The following is a 22,440-nucleotide window of genomic DNA, read 5'->3' on the forward strand; positions in this document are numbered from 1 at the left end:
AGTCTGTAATAAAATACGGAAAAATATTTTTGGATTTTTCCGTGTAAAAAAAACTCAATAGCAGTGTTAATTGATGGCAAAAGGGGCACTTAACTTAAACGTTGGAATTACAACCCTAAAGTTTTTAGTGGTCGTGAAGTTAACCATATTATAATGCCCTTGCATGGCACCAAAGGGCGATGCCAATAGGCAACCTGAAGTGTAAGTATGCGATTCGCCCGGTTTTAAAACGGGTTTCTTGCCTACAACACCTTCACCCGATACAATTTCTATGTTGTTAAGGGCATCTAAAATTTCCCAATGGCGAGCGTTTAGCTGTACCGTGTCTTTACTTTGGTTCTCGATGGTTACGGTATAACCAAAGGCATATTGTATTTTATAGTTTTTATAAAACGAGCCCTCGTAGGTGGTTACCACCGAAATTTTAATGCCTTGTGTTACTTGTTGTACCATATAAACCTTGGTGTTCAAATACGATTGAAAGTGCTAAAATACAAAATATAAAGGGCAACCCAGATATTTTAACGCTATTGCTTAAAATATTAGCCAAAAAGCCCAATTAGTTCGAGATGTTGATGGAGCTGCCTTCGCCAACACCAATAATGCGGTCGTAGCGTGCGCCCAAATCGCGGTAATAAATAATGGCTTTGTAGTTGTTTTCGGTTTGGTAAAAGTTGCCGCTTATAGCACCTTCGTCCAAACTTCCGTCGGCATTTACTACCACATACTTGTAGTTGTAAAAACCTTGTTTTAGTAGCATGGAACAGGTTAAAACACGGTATTGCTCATTGTAGGTAAGTTTCGTGCTTTCATCAATCACATAATTGTTAAAATTGCCATACACATGAATGTTTTTAGTGCTTAAAGCTTCAATGGGCAGTAATGAAAAATGTATCCATACATAATCGGCTTCAATATCGGGGTTTTTGGCATCAACTAGTGTGGTTACATAGTTCCCGTTTATATCGGGGTTGTAGGTGTAGGGTTTGCTGGCCCTTTCAACGTTTGTAAATAAATAATTATGGTAAAGCTCTTGCAAATCAATTGAGCGGATGCCTGTGTTTGCGGCTCGCACATCTTTATTCTCGAAAAAAAGGTATTCGTTGCCACCCCAAAAACTAGACTCTGCATTGTATTTGTAAATAAGCTGATTGCCAATAGTATATTGGGGTTTTAGGTTTGAAATGGCCGTGTTTAGGTTGTTGTTTTGAACAATAACGGCCCTTACCGTGTTGGTAGGGTTGTTTATTTGAAGGTTGTTGGAAGTAACAATAAGTTCAATGTTCTGTTTTTCTTCAATGTACTTGATGTCGCGCGAACGCTTTACGGCAAGCCCAACGGCAGCAATGGCTTCGTAAACCATAAATTTTCTGGAAAACACCAGTTCATCATCACTATTGAAAATGCTTAACAGGTAATTGCCCGATACTTTTAGCCTACGGGTCTGGTCGTTTGGTACGGTTAATTGGTAATGCGAATAGATTTGATAAGTATTGAACGAGTTTTCGTAATCGCGAATGCGTTGGTTGTCAAAACCATCCATAAATTCCGATTTGGCCAGAACCGAAGGTGTCCAGTCAAAATTAAAATGGTCAATTTTATAATAGTAGTTGGCTTCATTTCCGTTAAGGACATCAAATTCCAAAACCAGTTGTTCGCCCAGTCTTATAATAGGCAGTTGTGTTTCGGGGGTGTTGCCTTTAAATTGGATGGTTTTTATATAATTTGGCGGTGCTAGTTCGTTAACTTGTGAGAGGCATATTAAAGGGAATATGCAAAATAAAACAACAGATTTAAGCATGGGAAGTGGCTTTTTAGTAATTGATTTTTTGTAAATATAATCAAATTTAATGCCTAACTATGATATTCGGTTTTCACAAATAAATTTCTAGTTAAAAGTTATGTAAACTGTATTTTAAATTTGTACTTTTGCCCCGATTTTTTGACAACTAAATTCAAAATGTATAATATGTCAAACGACATTCATATTAAAAAAGGTCTGGACATTAAACTTAAAGGTGCCGCTGAAAAAACCTTGGAAAAGGCCGTATTAAGCAACTTTTACACGTTAATCCCTGAAGATTTTCATGGCGTTATCCCGAAATTAATTTCTAAAGTTGGATCTAAAGTAAAAGCAGGAGAACCTGTTTTTTATGATAAATCCAACGAAAGCGTAAAGTTTGTTTCGCCAGTTGCTGGTGAAATTATTGAAATTGCCCGTGGAGAAAAACGCAGAATATTATCTATTAAATTGCAAGCAAGCAGCGAACAAACCTATCATGATTATGGTGTGTTTGATTTCAATGCCGCAAAACCAGAGGCTATTAAGGCCCATTTATTGGCAGCAGGTTGTTGGCCGTTTGTAAAACAACGCCCCTACGACGTGATTGCCAACCCTGATAGAACCCCTAAGGGTATTTTTATCTCAGGTTATGCAAGTGCACCTTTAGCAGCCGATTTGGATTTTACCCTACAAGGTAAAGAAGCGGCATTGCAAGCAGCCGTTACGGTATTGGGCAAGCTTACTACCGGCAAAGTGCATGTATCGGTGGGCGTAAATTCCAATTCGCCATTGGCTGGGTTATCGGGCATTGCCTTGCACAAAGTTTCAGGGCCGCACCCTTCGGGCAATGTAGGTACGTTAATTAATAAAATTGATCCAGTAAATAAAGGCGAAGTAGTTTGGACGGTTGCCGCCCAAGATTTGGTAATTATTGGAGAACTGTTGCTAACAGGTAAGTTCAATGCAGAACGGGTTGTGGCCTTGGTAGGGTCTTCCGTAGAAAAACCAAGATATTTCACCACAAAAATAGGCAGCGAAATAGCTACTATTATTTACGACCACGGCATCGCTAAAGATGCCCATGTACGCATCATTTCAGGAAATGTTTTAAGTGGCATTCAAATTCAGCCCAATGGCTATCTGGATTATTATAGCAATACCATAACGGTTATCCCCGAAGGTGATGATTATGAGTTTTTTGGATGGACCAAACCGGTATTCAACAAAATTTCCATATCGCGTGCCTTAACGTTTTCGTGGTTAAACCCTGGTAAAAAATACGACCTGAACACCAATACTAATGGTGAACATCGCGCATTTGTGGTAACTGGTGGTTATGAAGAGGTGTTTCCTTTAGATATGTATCCGTTACAAATTTTAAAATCGTGTTTGTACAAAGATTTGGATGAAATGGAACTTTTGGGGATGTACGAAGTGGCTCCCGAAGATTTTGCTTTAACCGAATTTGTTTGTGTTTCTAAACAACCACACCAAAAAATAATTAGACAAGGTTTAGACTTAATGCTTAAAGAGATAGGATAATGGGTTTAAAAAATAATTTACACAAATTAAAATTAAAGTATAAGGGCACTAAAATGGAGCCTGCGTTTAACGCAATACATACTTTTTTATACATGCCAAATGATACCACCCACGGTGGAACCCATATTAAGGCGGCCGATGATTTGAAACGTACCATGAACACCGTTATTATGGCCATGATACCGTGTTTGATCTTTGGAATGTTCAATGCAGGATATCAACATAATTTAGCAACCGGCGATATTCAAGCCGTAGCGGGAAGCTTCTTTAGTTCTGGATTCTGGAACTTGGACAACTTTTTAATTGGTTTCTGGAAAATCATTCCATTAGTTATTGTATCTTATGGCGTAGGTTTGGGAATTGAATTCTTATTTGCCATCATAAAAAAGCACGAGGTTGAAGAAGGCTATCTGGTAACAGGGATGTTAGTGCCGCTTATTGTGCCTATCGACATTCCTTTATGGATGTTGGCCGTAGCGGTAGCATTTGGGGTCGTAATAGGAAAAGAAGTGTTTGGTGGAACAGGAATGAATATTCTAAACCCAGCACTAACCATCAGGGCCTTTTTGTTCTTCGCCTACCCAACGTGGATGAGTGGTGATAAGGTATGGGTTGAAGGTGCTGTTGAAAGAACACGCGAAATCGCTGCAGGAGCCAACCTTGATGCTATTTCTGGAGAAACTATCCTAGGAAGTCTGGCCCAAGGAAAACAAGTCGCTTTTTCAACATGGGATATGTTTATGGGCTTTATTCCCGGTTCTGTGGGCGAAACCTCAACGATTTTAATTTTGTTGGGAGGTTTGTTCTTAATATTTACAAAAATAGGTAGCTGGCGCATTATGTTGTCCTCGGTTTTAGGGGCTATTACCATGGGGCTTATATTCAACCAAATTGTTGATGCTGGCATTATTGCCCAAGGCAGTAAGTTTTACGGACTAATGAGCACCCCTTTTTGGGAACATCTCATCATTGGTGGTTTTGCTTTTGGGGTGGTATTTATGGCTACCGATCCGGTAACGGCATCACAAACCAATAAAGGAAAATGGTATTACGGGTTTTTTGTTGGGTTTATATCCATACTAATCCGCGTGTTTAACCCAGCATATCCAGAGGGCGTTATGTTGGCCATTTTATTAATGAACGTGTTTGCGCCAACCATCGACCATTATGTGGTTCAGGGGAACATCAAACAAAGAAAAAAACGTCTAAAAGCAAAAATTGCATAACGATGGAAAATAAAACAGATAAAAATTCATACACCATAATCTTTGCTATCATTCTGGTAGTATTCGTAGGTGCCGTATTGGCGTATGCAGCAGAGTCTTTAAAGCCCAAAATTACCGAGAATAAACGTTTGGAAATTCAGCAGAATATCCTATATGCCATGGGTGTTAATGAAAATAATGAAGGAAGCGTAAACTTTGTTTCAACCGATAAAGTAGCTGGGGAATTTTCAAAATACATAAAAAAGCAATTGGTAATTGAAGGCGATAAAGCAACTGAAGACGATCATGCCTATTTAATTGATTTGAAGAAAGAAGAAGCAAAAGCTGCAAAGCCAAATTATATTAGAAAATTGCCTCTTTTTATTGGCGAAAAGGACGGAAAAACCTTTTACATTATCCCCATGCGCGGAAAAGGGCTCTGGGATGCTATCTGGGGCTATGTTTCGCTGGATAAAGATTTAATTGTTGAAGGTGTTTATTTTGACCATAAAGGGGAAACTCCTGGCTTGGGTGCAAACATCAATCAACGATTTTTCATGGACGATTTCCAGGGTGAGGAAATTATGAATGGCGATACTTTTGTAGGCATAACAGTTGCCAAAGGAAACAACGACCCAACAAACATTACCAAAGACGACCACGAAGTGGATGCTCTTGCAGGTGCCACTATTACAGGAACCGGTGTTACGGCCATGATAAAGAAAGATTTGAGCATGTACATTCCGTACCTAAAAACCTTAAAAAATTAGATTATGGGACTATTGTCGAAAAAAGATAGCAGGTTAATATTAGATCCATTAGCCGATAACAACCCAATTACAATTCAAGTTTTGGGTATTTGTTCCGCATTAGCAATTACTGCGCAATTACAGGCCGCTATCGTGATGGCTATTTCGGTAACTGCGGTAGTAGCCATTGGTAATGTGGTTATTTCATTAATGCGAAATGTCATTCCTTCTAAAATAAGGATTATTGTGCAATTGGTTGTAGTTGCTGTATTGGTAATTATTGTCGATTTAATTTTAAAGGCTTACTCGTATGAACTAAGTAAAACCCTATCGGTATTCGTTGGTCTAATTATAACCAACTGTATCATCATGGGGCGTTTTGAAGCTTTCGCATTGGCAAATGGGCCTTGGCGCTCGTTTTTGGATGGTATTGGCAATGGCGCTGGTTATGGATTAATACTTGTTATTGTAGGTTTTTTCAGGGAATTATTTGGCTCAGGAACCTTATTAGGCTTTAAAGTATTGGGCGACCCCATTGAAAAAACAGGCCTGTATGCTTTTGGTTATGAAAACAACGGCTTTATGCTGTTATCGCCCATGGCATTAATAGTTGTAGGTATCATTATTTGGGTACAACGCAGCAGAAATAAAGCGTTAATAGAAGATTAATAATAATTCAGAATTTATAATTAAGAAAAAATGGAACATTTAGAATTATTTTTAAAATCGATATTTATAGATAATATGGTTTTTGCCACGTTTTTAGGAATGTGCTCTTACCTTGCGGTATCTAAAAAAGTAACTACGGCGGTTGGTCTTGGTGCAGCGGTTATATTCGTTATGCTCATTACCGTACCCTTAAACTGGCTGTTGGACCATTATTTATTGCAACCGGGCGCTTTGGCATGGTTGGGTGAAGACTATGCCGACTATGATTTAAGCTTCCTGTCGTTCATTATGTTTATCGCTACCATTGCAACGATGGTTCAGTTGGTTGAGATTGTTGTTGAAAAATTTTCTCCATCTCTCTACAATTCCCTTGGTATTTTCTTGCCGCTTATCGCCGTAAACTGTGCCATTTTAGGAGGGTCGTTGTTTATGCAATCACGCGAAATCCCAACATTAGGTTTAGCTACCGTATATGGCGTTGGTTCAGGAATTGGTTGGTTTTTGGCTATCCTTGCCATTGCTGCCATTCGTGAGAAAATACGATATTCCAATGTGCCACCAGCGTTAAGAGGTTTAGGCATCACTTTTATCATTACAGGATTAATGGCCATTGGTTTTATGAGTTTTGGCGGTATGTTAACCGGTGGTGATGAAGGCGGAAAAAAGGCGGAAAAAACAATATCCGTTGAAAAAAATAATTCTCAGCCTAGCACAATAGGAAACTCCGAAGCACCAAAAAAAGAAAAAGTGATAGCTAGCAACATAAAAGTAAATGAGTAATATGATTTTAGCCACAAGTACATTAGGAACGGTAATAGCAACAGTAACGGTTTTTTTAATAATTACCCTTTTATTGGTTGCCCTGCTTTTGGTAGTAAAGCAAAAATTGTCGCCATCGGGTCCAGTAAAGATTATCATTAACGGCGAAAAAGAAATTCAAGTAGGTTCTGGAGGAAGTTTATTATCAACTTTAGCCAATCAAAAAATATTTTTGCCCTCGGCATGTGGCGGTGGTGGTACCTGTATTCAATGTGAATGTCACGTACTTTCAGGAGGTGGTGAAGCACTTCCTACCGAAACCCCTCATTTTACGCGAAGTGAACTACAACATGGCGCACGATTAGCCTGCCAAGTGAAGGTGAAACAAGACATGAACATTACCATTCCAGAAGAAGTTTTCGGAATAAAAAAATGGGAAGCTACCGTAGTGCGCAACTACAACGTGGCATCCTTTATTAAAGAATTTGTTGTTGAAATCCCTGAAGATATGGGCTACAAAGCTGGAGGATACATTCAAATTGAAATACCTCCTTGCGTTGTAAACTATGCCGATATTGATATTACAGCACATCCGGAAGAACACGAAACCCCCGATAAATTTAAGGCAGAATGGGACAAGTTCGGGTTATGGTCACTAACCATGAAAAATAGCGAAACCGTTGAACGCGCTTACTCAATGGCCTCATATCCGGCCGAAGGACGAGAAATTATGTTAAACGTTCGCATCGCAACCCCACCATGGGATCGTGCTAAAAACGGTTGGATGGACGTAAACCCCGGTATTGCATCATCCTACATCTTTAATCAGAAAAAAGGCGATAAGGTAACTATTTCAGGGCCTTATGGCGAATTTTTCATCAACGAATCCGATTCGGAAATGCTTTATGTGGGCGGTGGTGCTGGTATGGCCCCCATGCGTTCGCACTTGTACCATTTGTTCAAAACCTTAAAAACAGGCAGAAAAGTAACGTATTGGTATGGCGGTCGTTCTAAACGTGAGTTGTTTTATTTAGAGCACTTTAAAGAGTTGGAAAAAGAGTTTCCAAATTTCAAGTTCTTTTTAGCTTTATCCGAACCTCTACCTGAAGATAACTGGAAAGTAAAGGCTGATATTGATGCACCCGGTGATGGTTTTGTTGGTTTTATACATAATTGCGTGATAGACAATTATTTGAGCAAACACGAAACGCCAGAGGATATTGAATTGTATTTCTGTGGACCACCATTAATGAACAAGGCAGTACAAAAAATGGGTGAGGATTTTGGTATCCCAGACGAAAACATCCGTTTTGACGACTTTGGAGGGTAGCACGATGCTTCCTTTTTCTGAAATTCCTGCGTAGGCAGAAATCAAATTAATTATTTTTTCAGTTCCACGAACTCGAAAATCTTGATAATTACACCATGGGATTCCTGCAAGGTTTTTAAAACTTTGCAGGAATTTTTTATACCATTCTTTTCTACGCTATTTTTAAAACCTTGCAGGATTAATAACTATAAATTTTTGTAAACGGAGTGTACCAATTGATAGGCCTACTGGAAATCAAGTAACAGATCGCTTTCGCGATAATATAGGTTGAAGCTTGAACTTGCTAACGACTTAATAAGCGGGTTTCAACTATTTTATTCATCTTAACATTTCTGTAAGTTGATGCTTAGGTCTGTTATGTTCAACTTTAAATAACTTGGTGTAATCCATCACATTGGGTACGCCATCCAAATCGCATAAAAGTTCAATAACTTCACACAAACCCTGAAATAGCACCTCTTTGTTGGTTGGCTGTTTCGGTTTTTTGTTCTTGTGGTGCATGGGAAGCTTGTAGCCACAGGCGTTTAAAAAAGTGGCCTCAATTTTTAAAAGTTCCAAAGGGGAATAACCATTAAATTTTCGCCCCAGCATTTGATGCACGTTTCCTAGGTAATTAAGGGTTAGGCTTCCGTGTTGGTCGGACAGATGTTTCCAGTTATCGGTGTTATCCAGTATGTTTCCAACGGCACATTGCATGCAACATTCGGGGTGCAAGGTGTTGTTGTGAAAGGCGATATATAGTTTTTTTAGGGCTGCTTCAAAGCGAACGGACGTTTTCATCGTATCAAATTTTATTTCAATATACTAAAAAAATTCCTTTTTTCCTAAGTCTGTTTTTAAAACACCCAGGGTACAAAAAACTGAAACATCAAGATTAACAAGACTACTGAGATCAAGTTCAGAATAAAACCAATTTTTGCCATTTGGCTTACCTTAACGTAGCCACTTGCAAAAACTATGGCATTGGGAGGGGTTGCCATAGGAAGCATAAAGGCGCAACTGCTGGCCATTGTTACGGGAATTAACAAATATAAAACAGGAATATTTAACCCCATGGCTATGCCTGCAACCACTGGCGCCAAAACAGCCGTTAAGGCTACATTGCTCATTAACTCGGTCATAAAAACCATTAAAATAATTATTAATGTAGCAGTAACTAGGGTGCTAATATTACTATTTGATATGCCTTGGGCTATGACATCAACAATGCCGCTTTCGGACATGCCATTAGCCAATGCTAAGCCACCACCAAATAAAATTAAAATGCCCCAGGCCAATTTTTGGGTGTCGTTCCATTGCAAAATAAAATCGCCTTTTTTTAAGTTGAACGGTACAGTAAATAGTGCCAATGCACCAAATAGACTTATCATTGTATCCGATAATTCCAGATTGGGCACTATTGAGTTGATGACGCTTCTAAAAATCCATAAAAATACGGTGATGCCAAAAATGGTCAATACGCGCTTCTCTTTGGCAGACATACTTCCTAGTTTATCGATTTCAGCGTCTATAACATCTTTGGAAGCGTTAAATTTTAAGTCTTTGCTAGGAAACATCCATTTCACCATAACAAAATAGATAATGGCTATAAGAACAATTGAAAATGGCAAACCAATAAGCATCCATTTAAAAAATGAGATTTCTATATGGTATTCGTTTTCCAAAAGCCCTATTAAAATTGAATTCGGAGGAGTGCCAATTACCGTGGCAATACCGCCGGCATTGGCAGCAAATGCAATGCCCAGCATGACGCTTATGGCGAAATTTTGATCGTTTTTAGAAAAACCATCGGCATCATCAATAAGTAAATGGATTACCGAAAGCGCTATGGGAAGCATAAAAACCACACAGGCTGTGTTGCTTATCCACATGCTCATAAAGCCCGTGGCAATCATAAACCCTAAAATCACCTTATTGGGGGTTGTGCCCGTTTTTTTTATAATGTTTAAAGCAATACGGCGGTGAAGGTTTACTTTTTCTAGTGCCAAGGCCAAAACAAATCCACCAAAAAAAAGAAAAACAATGGGGCTACCATAATTGGCACCTACATCGGCCATGGGCATAACTTTAAAAAGCGGGAATAATATTAACGGAAGCAATGCGGTTACTGAAATGGATACAGCTTCGGTTATCCACCAAAACACCATCCATAATGCTACGGCAATAACAGTATCGGCTTTGTTGGAAATCATGTCAAAAGGCAAAAGAAGCACGGAAACGAATAAAAGTGGCCCTAAAAAAAGCCCAATTCTTTTTGAAAGCGGTTGTTTGGTCATGGAAGTTTTGCAAGTTGGTTGCTAAAGTTACACAATTTTAGGATGCGAATTTAATTTTGAACAGAAGCGTTTTTCCAATTGTTAATGCTCACATTTTTTTACGGTGTCGATGTAATTGTAATAACCAATTAAAAACGCTCAACATGAAACAGATTTTACTTTTTTCAGCATTATTATTTTTTTCGGCAACTACTTATGCGCAATTTGAAATTCCAGAAGCGGTTTATTGGACAGGCACTGGCGACGGACAAACCTGGGACGATAGCAACAACTGGTTAGATGCCAAAATACCAAAAGATAACGATTATATTTTTATTGATGGTGGCCATCCCATTTATAACGGAACGCCTTTTGTTTTTGGAAGTTTGTCGTTAACAGGCGGAGCCAACTTGTTCTTGTCTAGTGATTTGTTGTTAACAGGCGATTTTATGGTTGATGAAAACAGCACGCTTTCAATAAGTATGAGTCATTTAAACGATTATTCAAAACTTGAAACACAAGGAGATTGTTATTTTGACGGAAGAATAGATTTTTATTTTTCAACGTATGTACCACAAATAGGCAACCAATATTATGTAATTGATGGCACCATGCAAAGTTGCAACGCAGCATCATTAACCAGTTTTTTAGGAACGGGTTTCCAGGTTGTTTTAGATGCACAATGTCAAAATAACGGTGTATTATATACCGTAACGGCTGTTAATTATACCACGGCCAAGGTTTGGGATGGGGAAGGTGGCGATTCAAACTGGAATACGGCTTCCAATTGGAATCCAGATGGTGTGCCCACCGAAACAGATAATGTTATTATTAACGTTGTTCCGGGGGCAAACGTAAATACCAGTAGTTCAGGAACTACAAAAGCCAATATTATTATGATTGGCGATAACAACACCTTAACGATTAATGGCGATTTAGCGATGAAATCGGTAATTCACAATAACGACACCGGCACCATTGTTTGGAATGAAGGCGAAATATCCAGAACAAACACGGCTGTTCAATCGTTTGTTTTTAATTATGGAAACACCATTCTTGCTAGTTCGGGTTTGAAGGAAATAGCCAATGGCTTCGAGTTTTATAATTACGGAAGCATGAACCTAAACCAAGGGAACTTGAACATCAATACAGGTAGGATTTATAATTTTAATAATGCCCTGTTCCGTATTAATAACGATGGCATTACCATAGGCCATGATAGCGGTACGCTGCACGAAATGGCAAATTTTGGCGAATCGGTTATCGTGAAAACTTCTGGAAGCGGCATTTCAACCATCAATCTTACGGCGTTTACCAATTACGGTATTGTATCAAGTGAACAAGGCACTTTAATGATTTCGGGCACCTACAGTAGTAGCTATGGTGCGTTAAATGGCAGCGGAACCATTATATTGCCAACCGGCCATATTGAAGAGGGCAGGATTGAACCAGGACTTAACTACGGCACTTTTGGAAGTCCGCAAGGTATTTTAACCCTTGGCACCGATTTAACGACCAATAGTTATACCAACTATAATATCCAGATGGATTATCTTGTGCCAGGAACCGGGTATGATCAAATTATTGTTTTGGGCAATGCGGTTTTAGATGGCACTATTAATGTGGCGTTGGGGTTTATGCCTGAAAAAAATGCCAGTTTCCAAATGCTTATTGCCAATAATTTGGTTAGTTGCAATTTTCCGGCTCAAATTACGGCAAGCTTCAACGGTACGCCTTATACCTTCAATGTAGTTTGCCAAAACAATATCGTGTATTTGAATGGACCAGATTTTATGCTTTCAACTGAAAATCCCGCTGTTCAGGATATTGCTATCTATCCAAACCCCGTAAAAGATGTTTTAAATATAGCGTCCAGTTCCATCACAAGAGGGCGCTGGCAACTTATAAATCCATTAGGCAAGGTGGTGAAGGAAGCCAAATATGCATCAAATACATTCCATATTTCTTTAGATGCCTTAGCTTCGGGTCTGTATTTTTTTAAATTGGAAGATGTAGGGCTACAATCGACCATCACGAAAAAAATAGTTGTTTCAAATTAGTTTTTGATTTTTTGGGTTAGTCACTCATTTTTAAGTGTTGAAGAGTTGCTGGAAATGGCAACTCTTTTTCGTGTTTTAACAACGAAAAAAACCAGTAAAATGGCGCAAGTGGCCATAAGTATATACCATAGTATGTTTGTGGGCGTTTGCAAATCGATAGGTGCTGTATTGCCAATAAGTATCATGCCTGCCCAATATTGTGGATGCAAGGTTCTTCCTTCGACGGTGGCTAGATAATCGCGTTTGGCCTGTTGTAAGGCTTTGTTTTTTGGCCAACCTTTTTTAATGTTTTGGTAAAAAAGCTCTACGATTTTGGCACTCGATTGTTCGTCAATTTTCCATAGGCTTGTTAAAATACTTTCGCTACCCGCATAATTAAAGGCATGCGCCAAAGAAATCATGCCCTCACCGGCTTGGTAGGTTGGTTTTCCTGTTTCGCAAGCGGTTAATATGGCTAAATTTGAGTTTAAATTTTCGTTATATATCTCGTAGGTATAAAGTGAATTGTCTTCGTTTTTAGTGTTTTTTGCGAAAATTAAGCGCGATAATTCAGGTGAAATGTTATTGGATTCAGCATGGGTGCCTATGTGGATAATTTTATGTTCGGCAGCTTCATTTTTGAATATTTGTTTGGATGCTTTTTCATTAATAAACGATTTGCCGTTAAACAACCGCGAATATTCCAATGCCAAATCGACACTAAAAGGCTGTGGAAGTAGGCTTAGATAGGTTTTATCAGCAGTTACGGAATCGGTAATGGCTATCCTGTAATCCTTTTTCATTTTATCGTTAAACTCGGGAGCGAATGCAATAAAATCGTTTTTGAAATGGATGGTTTTTTTGTTTTCGTCCAATAAAAGTAAGCTGTAATTGTACGAAATGGTGTGTTTTACTAGTAAACTGTTGGTGGCCAGTTCCTTAAAGCTGTGTATTTTTTTTGGGGTAAGCGTTTCAAAACTTAAATTGAAAAGTGCGCCATCTGGAATAATGATAACATTTTCGGTGGTTATTTTTGTTTCAAATGGTTTCCACAGTTGCTGGTAAAGCTCATAAAGCGAGTTGTTTATGTCGAAAATACCTGGTTTGTTTTCTGCCAATTTTGCTATGTGATTTTGAAGGTTTTTGGTACTCAGCTTAAAAATGTGCTTTTCTTTTTGGGTAATGGTAACGGCATATAAAGCGTCTTCTGCAAATAAATAGCGCACTACGCTGGTGTTTTTGGGGATGTGCTGTTGGAGCTTGTCCATTGGCTCTTCAATGGTGGCAAAGCGCATTTTGTAATATTTGGGATAGTCTTTTTTTAATAATTCCAAATAATTGTGCCATTGGGTGCTTGCTTGAATGTAATGGTCGATACTGTTTTGGTGCTTCCAACTGTTTTTTAATTTGTCTTTAATGGTTTTTTCTTGGTTTGAAATAGAAGCGGGCACCTGGGCATACGAAATATAGGCTTTGGAATTTAAACGTGTACGGATGCGATTGTACAAAAGCGATTCGTGCAGACCAATCACCTCATTCAAGTACATTTTGTTTTTTGTGGCACCATAAATTTCCAGGGCCAGTTGTTTTGCAAATTCAAAAATAGCGGCGTTTTTATCAATTAAATAGGTTATATTGCTATCATCGCCCACGAGTGCTTTTTGTTTTTCTAAAATTGAAATGGCCTGTTTTACCTCTTTAAATTGTTGGATTAAAAAATTACTTGTTCTTGTTTTGGTAAGTTTGTAGGCCGATTTCGCTCTTAAAAGGATGGCTTTGGGTTGGTAAAGGATGATGTTAACCGAATCTAACGGGTTGGTTTGGGTTGTCACTATTTTTTTAAGTAAGTCCATGGTTTTGTTACTGTCGTTAAAAGCAGCTTCGTACTCACCCAGTTTATAGTATATTTCACCCTTGTTTAAAATTTGTTGAATTTCGAGCGCGGTCGTGTTGCCTTGGTTTTCCTTAATATAGGCACATGCTTTTTTTGAAAGGTTAAGCGCTTTTTCCTTCTCGTTGTTTTTGGCGTAAAAGTTGGAAGCGTTTAAGGTGAAATCCAGGTACAATTCGTCGTAAGCACCTTCCAGTGATGCTTCATATAGGGTTTCGGCCTTGTTAAAATGCCATTTTGCCGTATCATTATTTTTTAATGCTTCGTTTAACTGGGCCAGTGTATAGTGGGCTTCTGCGGCCCAATAGGTATTGCCCCCAGGTGTTTTGTTGATGTGGTTTAGGCCTCTGGTTAAGTAGGTTTCCGAAAGTTTATAATCTTTTAGTGCGAAGTAAATTTGGCCCAACAAGATGTTGGCTTTAAATAATTCGGGATTATCAGGTTGAAAGTGTTTTTTTTTCTCTCTATATGAGTATTCCAAGAGCTGCTTTGCTTTTTCAAAATCGCCCATATCCTTATAAATGCCCGCATAATTTTCAATGGACATGAATAAAAATTCCTGTGCACTTTCTTTTCTGGAGTCGCTGCTATGGGTTTTCAGGAATTTTTTTAAATGGTCGATAGTGCTTTTCATGGCTTCCAGCGCTTTTTTAAAGTTGCCCTGTGTTGCATAAATGCCGGCTTTGTTATTGTTTAGCGTAGCAGGTCTGTAATAGGCATTCATGGGGTTGGGCTCCAATAATTTCAATGTTTTTTCTGCCCTTTCATAAAAATAGAGTGCGCTGTCAATTTTAGAAGTGTACCACATGGAACCGCCTAGGGAGTTATATAAAATATAGAGGCTTGATTTATCGGCCTTGGGGTAGGACTCGTAATATTTCAATGCTTTTTTATGGTGCTTTAAGCCCGTTGCCAAATCGCCTTTTCTATTGGCCAGTGTTCCTAAGTTGTTTTCAACAAGACCAAAGTCTTCGGGAGTGGCTTCTTTCCATTTTGAAGTAGCGCTAAGGGCATCTAAATTAGCATCGTAGGCTTTTTGTGGGTTGTTGATGAGTTCGTAATAGGAAGAAAGCTCAAGGGCTGCTTGCCGTATTACTTTTGCCGAATCGGTTTTTGATGTGATGAATGAAAAAAATTGGGTTACTCTTGAAGTGGCCGTGGGTTGATCGTGAAGCTGTAAATTTATTTTTCCTATGTAATAAAGATAATCTGTTAATAAGTAATACGATTTTTTGGCTTTAAAATTTTGAAGGTCTTTGTTTAAGGTATTTTGGGCTTTTTTATATTCGTTTAGATCCATAAGGGAATCTAAAGTTTTTAAACTTTTTGAATTTTGGTATTGGGCATGCCCGTTGTAACTTACTAAAAGGAGAAGTACAAGCCCCATTTTTTTTAAAGTGAGCATCTAGTCTAATTGTTTCAAAAGTTCTTTGCTGGTTTCTAGCTTGCTAAGCGAGAAATTCTTTTTGGCCGCCTTATAATTGCCGTTTTTTAAATAGGATAATCCTAAATAAAAATAGGCATCGCTTTGAAATACAAAATCGGGATTCAAAATCACTTTTTCAAAAAACGGAATTGCTCTGTCCTCATTTTTATTGGCTAAATGGGCAACTCCCAAAAAATACGCTATGGTATCGTTATCGGGTTTAATAGCGTTCAATTTTTCCCATTTTTTAATGGCCAGGGCATAGTCGCCATGTTTGTAATTTACCATGGCATCATAAAATTCAAAATTGGCAGTGTTTCCCATGGTGGTTGGCAACCCGGGATCGGGTTTAAAATATTTGGCATAGAGTTTTTGGTTTGGTGAGCTGCTAAAAAACCAAATACTGCCAATGGCTATAATAATGGCCGCCGCCGCCGCTATTTTGCTTATAAACAAATATTGTACTTTTTTTGATGGTTTTTTTAAATGGTTGTTTTTAGGTATTTCTTCGTGAAACACATCGAGTTGCTCTTTTAGGGCTTGCGTTTCAATGCCTAGAAGCAAGGTTTTGATTTCTTCAACCTGAAGCCTGAAATCTGCATCAATGTTAAGGTATTCGTTAAAATCCTTCAATTCCTTTGGGGGCATAGTGCCCTGAATGTAGCGTTCTATGGCTTCAAAAAGTTCTTGTGGTATGTCGCTATGGTCTTTCAATGTGTTGTTATTTTGAGGCTAAAACGATGCTGCGCAATTTTTCCATGCATCGGTATTTTTTATTTCTTACGGAAGCTTCGTCCAAACTTAAATCGGTTGCAATATCCCGTAACGATTTTTTATCAAAGTAAAACCTGGTTAAAAGTTGTTTACAGGGTTGGCCTAAGTTTTTAAAAGCTTCCATGGCCTTGTTTAACTGGTTGCTTTCAATTGGTTCAGGGCTGCTATCAGCTTCATTTTTAATGAACCCGATGCGCTCTTTGGTTAATGGTTGCGTTTTTTTAAAGTGTTGCGAGCGTATCGTATCCATCCATTTGTTTTTTGCAATGGTATATAAATAGCCGTTAAGCGCAGAATCGTTTGCGGGAATAAAGGCCTTGTTTTTTATGTTGTTCCAAAGTGCGATAAAGGCATCTTGGTAAACATCTTTCGCATCGTCAATCGTGCCACTGTTGCTTAAAACCAACGATTCGATTTTAGGGTAATTGGTTACATAAAACGCTTTTAAAGCATTGGAATTGTTGCTTTTAATAGCGTTAATAAGTTGTTCTTGTTCCATGAATTATTACAAATCATGGAAATATACAATTATTTCATTTTTATACAAATACTAGGCTATTAAATGGTTTATTATTCCGATTATTTACTTTTTTTGGGTTTTTATGATGTTTTTTAGGTTAAAAAGCAAAGCCAATACCTATGTTAAAAATGAAGCCGGAGCGAATAATGCCCGGTACGTCTTCATTACTTGAAAAGCTTTGTGTTTCGGTGCTGCCATCTGGGAAGGTTACATTTTCAACAATATCATCAGGAAATCCCGGTAAAGCAAACCCAATTTCGGGTCTGAAATAAAAAAGACCTCCCAACTTTGCGCCAATCATCAAATTCACCGACTTATAGGAAATAGCCACTTTAGATACGCCATTGGTTTGGGTGCCCACTTCAGAATCGACATCGGTAAAGGTAGCATTGCCGTTAAAGCTTCCATAACCAAGGTTGCCGTATAAACCTTTGCCTTCTTTTAAAAAATAATAATTCAATCCACCCGCAAAATAGGTGAAACTTCCTCCAGCATCATCTTCTGCGGAAGAACCACTAAGCGACGAATAATCTATTGTTACCGCAAGCCTCTTGTTTAAAAGAGGCGTTACATACTCTATATTGCCACCAATTACGTTCGGCAAACCCAATTTAACGCCAATTCTTATGGGTTTTTCTTGAGAAAATAATGCGCTTGAAACTAATAAACACAGTATTAAAAGTGCTGATTTATAGTTATATAGCTTCTTGCTACATGTTAAAACATGGTTTTCTGCTTTTTGTTGTTTGGTGTTGCTGTTTAAATGGTTCATAAAATAGTGATTAAAAGGTTGTTGAACATTTTTTTATGGGAATGATTGAAAAATAAGTACAAGGAGGGTTTGTTGTTTTCTATTTCACAAAAACCGAAAATGCTTGTGCAGATTGCTTGCCATCTGTAAGGTTTGTAGCAACCCCGTTTTTCCAAACTTTAGCGACATCTTTGGTACCGTTAGCTTCATGGCCAGCTACATAAACATCCGTACCAAAAACAAATACAGCATTGGCGCTTGCACCCTTGGTACCGTCTGTAAGTTCGGTAAGTACCCCATTTTTCCAAACCGCAGCAGTATTTTGTATAACGCCAGCAACATAAACGTCGTTTCCGGAAACAAAAACAGAAAATGGGATGGCGCTTTTGGAGCCATCGGTAAGGTTGGTAGCGACCCCGTTTTTCCAAACTTTGGCAATGGCTATATTGGAAACATTATCTTTATATTCTGAGCCTACTATATAAACATCGTTTCCAGTCACAACGATGGATTGCGCTGTGGCTTCTTTTGCGCCATCGTTCAAATAGGTAACCACGCCGTTTTTCCAATAACAGGCTATTGTTTTTGAGGAGCCTTTAGGAATTTGCCACCCTGCGGCATAAACTGTATTGTTTGATACAAATAGGGATGTTACCCTAGATTGAAGGCCGCCAGAAACATCAGAAGCGACCCCGTTTTTCCATATTTTGGCCGTTAAGCCAATGCCCGAAAGTTCGTAGCCACCAGCATAAACATCGTTGCCAGAAACATAAATGGCATCGGCATTGGCATTTTGAGTGCCATTTGTAAGACTGGTTGCTACGCCATTTTTCCAAACTTTGGCAACATAAGCTGTTGCATTGTCAAGCTGATAACCTGCAACATACACATCGGTTCCAGAAACATAAACAGCTTTTGCGTAGGCTGCTTTATTGTTGTCTGAAAGTGTGGTAGCTTTACCGTTTTTCCATAGTTTGGCAATGGTACTGGAGCTGTTCAATTCGTGGCCAGCTACATAAACTGTTGCCCCTGTGGGTTCTTTTTCAGTAGTACTTTCATCTTTACTGCAAGAAAATAACGCCATGGTAAGGATTGCAGCAAAAAGGAATATTTGTTTAATTGATTTGATTTTTGGTTTCATCATTTTTTCTAATTATTAATTGTTCTTTATAACATCGGCACAAAAACAACATGTCATCATTTTATCATAAAATAATTATTGAACTTTTGGGTTGTCGGGTTCCCTATCGTAAATGTCTGGTGTGCCATCACCATCTCTGTCCGAAAGTGTATCCCTGTCGTTTACCAGCAATTGAAAGCTGAGGGGTAAAAAAGTTTCCATCACCAAGTTGTTGTACTCGTTTGTAGGGCCCGATGAAACACTAATGGAAACAAAAGAAGTTGCCAAACCCTGAACGCGGGTTGCGTTAATCCACACCAAACCTGTAAAGTTTCCAAACTGTATTAAACGTGCCGTAAATTCGGTTACAATACCACCACTTTGGTTGGCACTTTTGGTTTGGGTACATAGCACGTTAAAGTTGCCGCTAAAGCCATAAAAGTTGAACATTTGGTTTATTTCGGTGGCAATAATATCATTAACCGATAAATTGGCAGGAACGGTGGTACTTGGTACATATCTCCAAACAACGGCATTGTCGTTTCGTATCACGTTTACGCCTATGGTTTGGGTTTGCGGAATGGTTATTTCGGTAGCATTGTATCCTTGGGGTAACGGAAACCCTAAATAGGGCAATTGGCTATGTATAAATTGTCCATTGGTGTTTTTTAATATAGGCACTTGGGTTAAAGGAATGGTCATTGCGTTTGCGTAATCCCAATAGGCAGCGGTAGGGCCGGTAACCGTGTTGCATATTTTCGATTGAAAGTTTGCGAGCTTGTTGTTGCCATTTCCATCGCTATCGGAACTGCATGATACAATCAAAATAGTAAGCGAAATAAAGCTGAATAATTTTAATGATTTCATAGTTGAGATGTTTTATTGGTTTATTGCTACATCGGTTCCATTTGAAAATGTCATCATTGTTAGGGGCAATCCTTCAAACAATTTGAAAATAACATCAACATTAAAAACATTTATTTTATTTTTGTAATATGGGTAAAGCACTTACAGAACAAGAATTGCATAATTTGGCCATGAACCATGTTGGAAAGGATTTGGAGCAGCGTGGTTTCGAGTTTATCGCCATCAATAGCAAGCTAAAAAAGCATCCGCAATTTGTATGTATTGATAAAAACAAACAGTATTACTTTGTAATAGTGCGCGTGGTTATTTTGCCCGATAATCCCAATAATTACGATATTGTTTGGATGGAAGCCTTTAAAAAACACGCCAGAGAGCAAGATGCCAAGGTACTTTATGCAGGCGTGGGCATTGGCAATATTGACCAGGAAAAAGCACCTATTTATTTGAATCAGGATTATTTGCTGGAGTATAATGGCATACAGGTTTTGGATACCAATTTGAATTAAAATGAAACACATCGTCTTTTTTCTGATTTTGCTAACAGTCATTTCTTGTGAGAAGGAAATGAAAAACACCAAGCTTTCAGGGGTGGTTTTCGGTACCAGTTACCATGTTGTTTACCATGACGAGCGGAATTTTGAAACGCAATTCGACAGTTTGTTCACAGTGATAAACAACGCTATGTCCACGTATCAAACCAATTCTGATATTTCAAGATTGAACCGGAATGAAACCACCACGGTCGATGCTCATTTTATAAAGGTTTTTAATGCTTCCAAAGATATTTATAAGCAAACCGAAGGCGTTTTCGACCCCACCATTGGCGGCATTGTAAACGCCTGGGATTTTGGCCCCGAAGTAAAAATTGCCAATCTGGATAGTTTGAAAATTGATAGTTTGATGCAGTCCGTTGGCTTAAACAAAGTAACGTTGGTAGGAAACAACATTGAAAAGCCCCAAGGCACCTTTATCGATTTTAATGCCATTGCAAAAGGCTACGGCGTTGATGTAATTGGTGAGTTTCTAGAAAGCAAACAGGTTAAAAATTATCTGGTTGAAATTGGTGGCGAAATTAGGGCACGCGGAACAAACAAAGAAAAGCAAGCCCCCTGGAAAGTAGGTATAGAAATGCCACATTTTGACGGCGAACAATCTATTTTAGAAGCTATTGAAATGCACGATGAAGCCATGGCAACTTCGGGAACATACAGAAAATTTAAAACCGATGCTGAAGGCAATCGCTATGCGCACATTATCGACACCAAAACAGGCTATCCAAGCAAAACCAATTTGCTAAGTATATCGGTAATTGCCGAAAATTGTATGGTTGCCGATGGTTATGCAACCGCTTTTAAAGCCATGGGGATTGAAAAAGTGAAAACGTTTTTAAAAAAACATCCCGAACTTAAAGTGTTTTTAATTTTTGAAAACGATAAAAAACAGTTGGAAACCTTAGCCTTGAATAATTTCCCAAAAGCGAAATAATTTTTTTTTAATGTGACCATTTAAAAAATAGTGTGTCTTATAGATGCTATTAATCAATAAAGAAGTCGGGGAGATTTTTATATTAACCTGACTTTTTTTATTTGCAACTATTTGTAAACAATTGGTATAATTTCACCTTTTGCCAAACAGAATTTTTTTATCGCTTCCGCGGAAAGTGTGGCAGTATAATCAACTGCTTCCACTTTAAAACCGATACTTCTTAGTTTATCAAAATAATCACGCCCATACACGCGCACATGGTCGTATTGGCCAAATAGTTTAGCGCGTTCTTTTTTATCGGTTATCGAATTGTCTTCAAAGGTTTTTTCCCTATTCAAATCTTGTGGAATTTGAAAAATACCCATTCCGCCCACTTTCATAACCCGGTATAGTTCTCGCATCGCCTTTGTGTCGTTGGGAATGTGCTCTAAAACATGATTGCATAAAATAATATCGAATTCTTCATCTTTAAACGGTAAATTGCAAATATCAGCTTTCACATCGGCAATAGGTGAAAGTAAATCGGTTGTTGTGTAATCTAAATTTTTTAAGTCTTTAAAACGTTTTAAAAAACATTGTTCGGGCGCAAAATGCAGTACTTTTTTTTCAGCGGAAAAGAAATCGGTTTCGTTCATCAGGTACAACCAAAGCAACCTGTGGCGTTCCAAACTCAAGGTTGAAGGCGATAATACATTGTGGCGTTGCTCGCCATATCCATAAGGTAAAAAGCTTTTGAAACTTTTGCCATCAATGGGGTCGGTAAAGTTGTTGCCTTTTAAACAGTAAGCCAAAACAGGGCGCGCTAGGTAGCTTAACCTGATTAAAATGGGTCGCGGGATGGTGTTTAAAATTAGTTTGAATAGTTTTTTTAACACGGATTTCACGGATTTCACGGATTGCTAAAGAATGATTCTTTTATGTTTTAAACTATCTTCTCCAAAATTAATAAGAAGACCAAGTTTTAATTTGGAAACCGCCAAGTAATTAAGGGTTTGTTTAACATGAGAATCAGTAAGAATACTTGTTGCTTTAATTTCTAAAACAATTTTGTTATCTATTATAAAATCAGCTTTATACTTGTGTGGAAGCAAATTGCCTTTATATATAATATTAAATGCCGTTTCCCTTGAGTAGCAAACTTTGTTGTTGATAAATTCAATTTCAAGAGCATCTCCATAGACTACTTCACTAAAACCTTTGCCCAATTCACGATGAACGTCCATACATAAACCTATTAATTTGTAGGTGTCTTCGTTGTAAAGTAATTGACCCATA

At 38.3% G+C, this 22,440-nt stretch carries 21 protein-coding genes; 9 read left to right on the forward strand and 12 right to left on the reverse strand.

The genetic code is table 11. From position 1 onward, the window contains the following. Window positions 1-66: 66 nt before the first annotated feature. Window positions 67-453 carry a Co2+/Mg2+ efflux protein ApaG gene (gene apaG / locus GQO80_RS07305; protein WP_157207694.1) on the reverse strand — a complete coding sequence of 129 codons (387 nt, stop codon included), beginning with the start codon at window positions 451-453 and terminating at the stop codon, window positions 67-69. Between the two features lie 106 nt (window positions 454-559). Then, window positions 560-1,801 carry a type IX secretion system plug protein gene (locus GQO80_RS07310; protein WP_157207695.1) on the reverse strand — a complete coding sequence of 414 codons (1,242 nt, stop codon included), beginning with the start codon at window positions 1,799-1,801 and terminating at the stop codon, window positions 560-562. Window positions 1,802-1,969: 168 nt separating this feature from the next. Here GQO80_RS07310 and GQO80_RS07315 point away from each other — a divergent pair, with 168 nt between their 5' ends. Genes GQO80_RS07315 through nqrF form a run of 6 tightly spaced genes read left to right on the forward strand, consistent with a single transcriptional unit; the run spans window position 1,970 to window position 8,037 of the window. Further along, the gene (locus tag GQO80_RS07315; protein WP_157207696.1) at window positions 1,970-3,325 is read left to right on the forward strand and encodes a Na(+)-translocating NADH-quinone reductase subunit A; all 1,356 of its coding nucleotides are present in this window, start codon (window positions 1,970-1,972) and stop codon (window positions 3,323-3,325) included. Then, window positions 3,325-4,551 carry an NADH:ubiquinone reductase (Na(+)-transporting) subunit B gene (locus GQO80_RS07320; RefSeq protein ID WP_157207697.1) on the forward strand — a complete coding sequence of 409 codons (1,227 nt, stop codon included), beginning with the start codon at window positions 3,325-3,327 and terminating at the stop codon, window positions 4,549-4,551. The genes GQO80_RS07315 and GQO80_RS07320 overlap by 1 nt, the downstream gene beginning before the upstream one ends. A 2-nt stretch (window positions 4,552-4,553) precedes the next feature. Further along, window positions 4,554-5,300 carry a Na(+)-translocating NADH-quinone reductase subunit C gene (locus tag GQO80_RS07325; RefSeq protein ID WP_157207698.1) on the forward strand — a complete coding sequence of 249 codons (747 nt, stop codon included), beginning with the start codon at window positions 4,554-4,556 and terminating at the stop codon, window positions 5,298-5,300. Window positions 5,301-5,303: 3 nt separating this feature from the next. Continuing rightward, window positions 5,304-5,948: an NADH:ubiquinone reductase (Na(+)-transporting) subunit D gene (locus GQO80_RS07330; protein WP_157207699.1), complete on the forward strand. Its 645-nt coding sequence runs from the start codon at window positions 5,304-5,306 to the stop codon at window positions 5,946-5,948. 30 nt (window positions 5,949-5,978) lie between these two features. Next, the gene (nqrE, locus tag GQO80_RS07335) at window positions 5,979-6,728 is read left to right on the forward strand and encodes an NADH:ubiquinone reductase (Na(+)-transporting) subunit E (protein WP_157207700.1); all 750 of its coding nucleotides are present in this window, start codon (window positions 5,979-5,981) and stop codon (window positions 6,726-6,728) included. Between the two features lies 1 nt (window position 6,729). After that, a complete protein-coding gene (gene nqrF / locus GQO80_RS07340; protein ID WP_157207701.1) occupies window positions 6,730-8,037 on the forward strand; it encodes an NADH:ubiquinone reductase (Na(+)-transporting) subunit F in 1,308 nt (435 codons plus the stop codon). 318 nt (window positions 8,038-8,355) lie between these two features. Here the strand turns inward: nqrF and GQO80_RS07345 are convergent, their stop codons facing one another. Both GQO80_RS07345 and GQO80_RS07350 read right to left on the reverse strand, forming a co-directional pair. Then, window positions 8,356-8,817, reverse strand: a complete 462-nt coding sequence (locus GQO80_RS07345) for a Na(+)-translocating NADH-quinone reductase subunit F (RefSeq protein ID WP_157207702.1) — start codon at window positions 8,815-8,817, stop codon at window positions 8,356-8,358. A 56-nt stretch (window positions 8,818-8,873) separates the two neighbouring features. Beyond that, window positions 8,874-10,313: an SLC13 family permease gene (locus GQO80_RS07350; RefSeq protein ID WP_157207703.1), complete on the reverse strand. Its 1,440-nt coding sequence runs from the start codon at window positions 10,311-10,313 to the stop codon at window positions 8,874-8,876. Window positions 10,314-10,456: 143 nt separating this feature from the next. Between GQO80_RS07350 and GQO80_RS07355 the strand changes: the two genes are divergently transcribed. Then, entirely contained in the window at window positions 10,457-12,352 is a 1,896-nt protein-coding gene (locus GQO80_RS07355; RefSeq protein ID WP_157207704.1) for a T9SS type A sorting domain-containing protein, read from the forward strand. A 20-nt stretch (window positions 12,353-12,372) separates the two neighbouring features. On the opposite strand, the gene GQO80_RS07360 is transcribed toward GQO80_RS07355, so the two are convergent. From GQO80_RS07360 to GQO80_RS07385, 6 genes are all read right to left on the reverse strand, one after another. Beyond that, on the reverse strand, window positions 12,373-15,627 hold the full coding sequence (locus GQO80_RS07360) for a CHAT domain-containing protein (RefSeq protein WP_157207705.1): 3,255 nt from the start codon (window positions 15,625-15,627) through the stop codon (window positions 12,373-12,375). Continuing rightward, a complete protein-coding gene (locus tag GQO80_RS07365; protein WP_157207706.1) occupies window positions 15,628-16,362 on the reverse strand; it encodes a tetratricopeptide repeat protein in 735 nt (244 codons plus the stop codon). Between the two features lie 7 nt (window positions 16,363-16,369). Beyond that, window positions 16,370-16,921 carry an RNA polymerase sigma factor gene (locus tag GQO80_RS07370; protein ID WP_157207707.1) on the reverse strand — a complete coding sequence of 184 codons (552 nt, stop codon included), beginning with the start codon at window positions 16,919-16,921 and terminating at the stop codon, window positions 16,370-16,372. 118 nt (window positions 16,922-17,039) lie between these two features. Beyond that, entirely contained in the window at window positions 17,040-17,714 is a 675-nt protein-coding gene (locus GQO80_RS07375; RefSeq protein WP_157207708.1) for a hypothetical protein, read from the reverse strand. 79 nt (window positions 17,715-17,793) lie between these two features. Then, window positions 17,794-18,837, reverse strand: coding sequence for a hypothetical protein (locus GQO80_RS07380; protein ID WP_157207709.1), 1,044 nt, complete (start codon window positions 18,835-18,837; stop codon window positions 17,794-17,796). Between the two features lie 72 nt (window positions 18,838-18,909). Continuing rightward, window positions 18,910-19,680 (reverse strand): hypothetical protein, encoded by a 771-nt coding sequence (locus GQO80_RS07385; protein ID WP_157207710.1) that lies wholly within the window; start codon window positions 19,678-19,680, stop codon window positions 18,910-18,912. Window positions 19,681-19,808: 128 nt separating this feature from the next. On the opposite strand from GQO80_RS07385, the gene GQO80_RS07390 reads away from it, so the two are divergent. After that, window positions 19,809-20,186 carry a Na(+)-translocating NADH-quinone reductase subunit F gene (locus GQO80_RS07390; RefSeq protein WP_157207711.1) on the forward strand — a complete coding sequence of 126 codons (378 nt, stop codon included), beginning with the start codon at window positions 19,809-19,811 and terminating at the stop codon, window positions 20,184-20,186. Window positions 20,187-20,244: 58 nt separating this feature from the next. After that, on the forward strand, window positions 20,245-21,165 hold the full coding sequence (locus GQO80_RS07395; RefSeq protein ID WP_232333129.1) for an FAD:protein FMN transferase: 921 nt from the start codon (window positions 20,245-20,247) through the stop codon (window positions 21,163-21,165). A gap of 107 nt (window positions 21,166-21,272) precedes the next feature. Here the strand turns inward: GQO80_RS07395 and GQO80_RS07400 are convergent, their stop codons facing one another. Further along, complete coding sequence (locus GQO80_RS07400; protein ID WP_157207713.1) at window positions 21,273-22,040, reverse strand: class I SAM-dependent methyltransferase; 768 nt, start codon at window positions 22,038-22,040, stop codon at window positions 21,273-21,275. 24 nt (window positions 22,041-22,064) lie between these two features. After that, window positions 22,065-22,439: a GxxExxY protein gene (locus GQO80_RS07405; RefSeq protein WP_157207714.1), complete on the reverse strand. Its 375-nt coding sequence runs from the start codon at window positions 22,437-22,439 to the stop codon at window positions 22,065-22,067. Between the last annotated feature and the right edge of the window lies 1 nt (window position 22,440).

Origin of the sequence: Mariniflexile maritimum (assembly GCF_009746565.1) — a bacterium.
Taxonomy (GTDB): Bacteria; Bacteroidota; Bacteroidia; order Flavobacteriales; family Flavobacteriaceae; genus Mariniflexile; species Mariniflexile maritimum.

Excerpts from the sequence above, each read along its gene's own strand:
- apaG (WP_157207694.1), bottom strand. The coding sequence starts at position 453 with ATGGTACAACAAGTAACACAAGGCATTAAAATTTCGGTGGTAACCACC.
- GQO80_RS07310 (WP_157207695.1), bottom strand. The coding sequence starts at position 1,801 with ATGCTTAAATCTGTTGTTTTATTTTGCATATTCCCTTTAATATGCCTC.
- GQO80_RS07315 (WP_157207696.1), top strand. The coding sequence starts at position 1,970 with ATGTCAAACGACATTCATATTAAAAAAGGTCTGGACATTAAACTTAAA.
- GQO80_RS07320 (WP_157207697.1), top strand. The coding sequence starts at position 3,325 with ATGGGTTTAAAAAATAATTTACACAAATTAAAATTAAAGTATAAGGGC.
- GQO80_RS07325 (WP_157207698.1), top strand. The coding sequence starts at position 4,554 with ATGGAAAATAAAACAGATAAAAATTCATACACCATAATCTTTGCTATC.
- GQO80_RS07330 (WP_157207699.1), top strand. The coding sequence starts at position 5,304 with ATGGGACTATTGTCGAAAAAAGATAGCAGGTTAATATTAGATCCATTA.
- nqrE (WP_157207700.1), top strand. The coding sequence starts at position 5,979 with ATGGAACATTTAGAATTATTTTTAAAATCGATATTTATAGATAATATG.
- nqrF (WP_157207701.1), top strand. The coding sequence starts at position 6,730 with ATGATTTTAGCCACAAGTACATTAGGAACGGTAATAGCAACAGTAACG.
- GQO80_RS07345 (WP_157207702.1), bottom strand. The coding sequence starts at position 8,817 with ATGAAAACGTCCGTTCGCTTTGAAGCAGCCCTAAAAAAACTATATATC.
- GQO80_RS07350 (WP_157207703.1), bottom strand. The coding sequence starts at position 10,313 with ATGACCAAACAACCGCTTTCAAAAAGAATTGGGCTTTTTTTAGGGCCA.
- GQO80_RS07355 (WP_157207704.1), top strand. The coding sequence starts at position 10,457 with ATGAAACAGATTTTACTTTTTTCAGCATTATTATTTTTTTCGGCAACT.
- GQO80_RS07360 (WP_157207705.1), bottom strand. The coding sequence starts at position 15,627 with ATGCTCACTTTAAAAAAAATGGGGCTTGTACTTCTCCTTTTAGTAAGT.
- GQO80_RS07370 (WP_157207707.1), bottom strand. The coding sequence starts at position 16,921 with ATGGAACAAGAACAACTTATTAACGCTATTAAAAGCAACAATTCCAAT.
- GQO80_RS07375 (WP_157207708.1), bottom strand. The coding sequence starts at position 17,714 with ATGAACCATTTAAACAGCAACACCAAACAACAAAAAGCAGAAAACCAT.
- GQO80_RS07380 (WP_157207709.1), bottom strand. The coding sequence starts at position 18,837 with ATGATGAAACCAAAAATCAAATCAATTAAACAAATATTCCTTTTTGCT.
- GQO80_RS07385 (WP_157207710.1), bottom strand. The coding sequence starts at position 19,680 with ATGAAATCATTAAAATTATTCAGCTTTATTTCGCTTACTATTTTGATT.
- GQO80_RS07390 (WP_157207711.1), top strand. The coding sequence starts at position 19,809 with ATGGGTAAAGCACTTACAGAACAAGAATTGCATAATTTGGCCATGAAC.
- GQO80_RS07395 (WP_232333129.1), top strand. The coding sequence starts at position 20,245 with ATGAAAAACACCAAGCTTTCAGGGGTGGTTTTCGGTACCAGTTACCAT.
- GQO80_RS07405 (WP_157207714.1), bottom strand. The coding sequence starts at position 22,439 with ATGGGTCAATTACTTTACAACGAAGACACCTACAAATTAATAGGTTTA.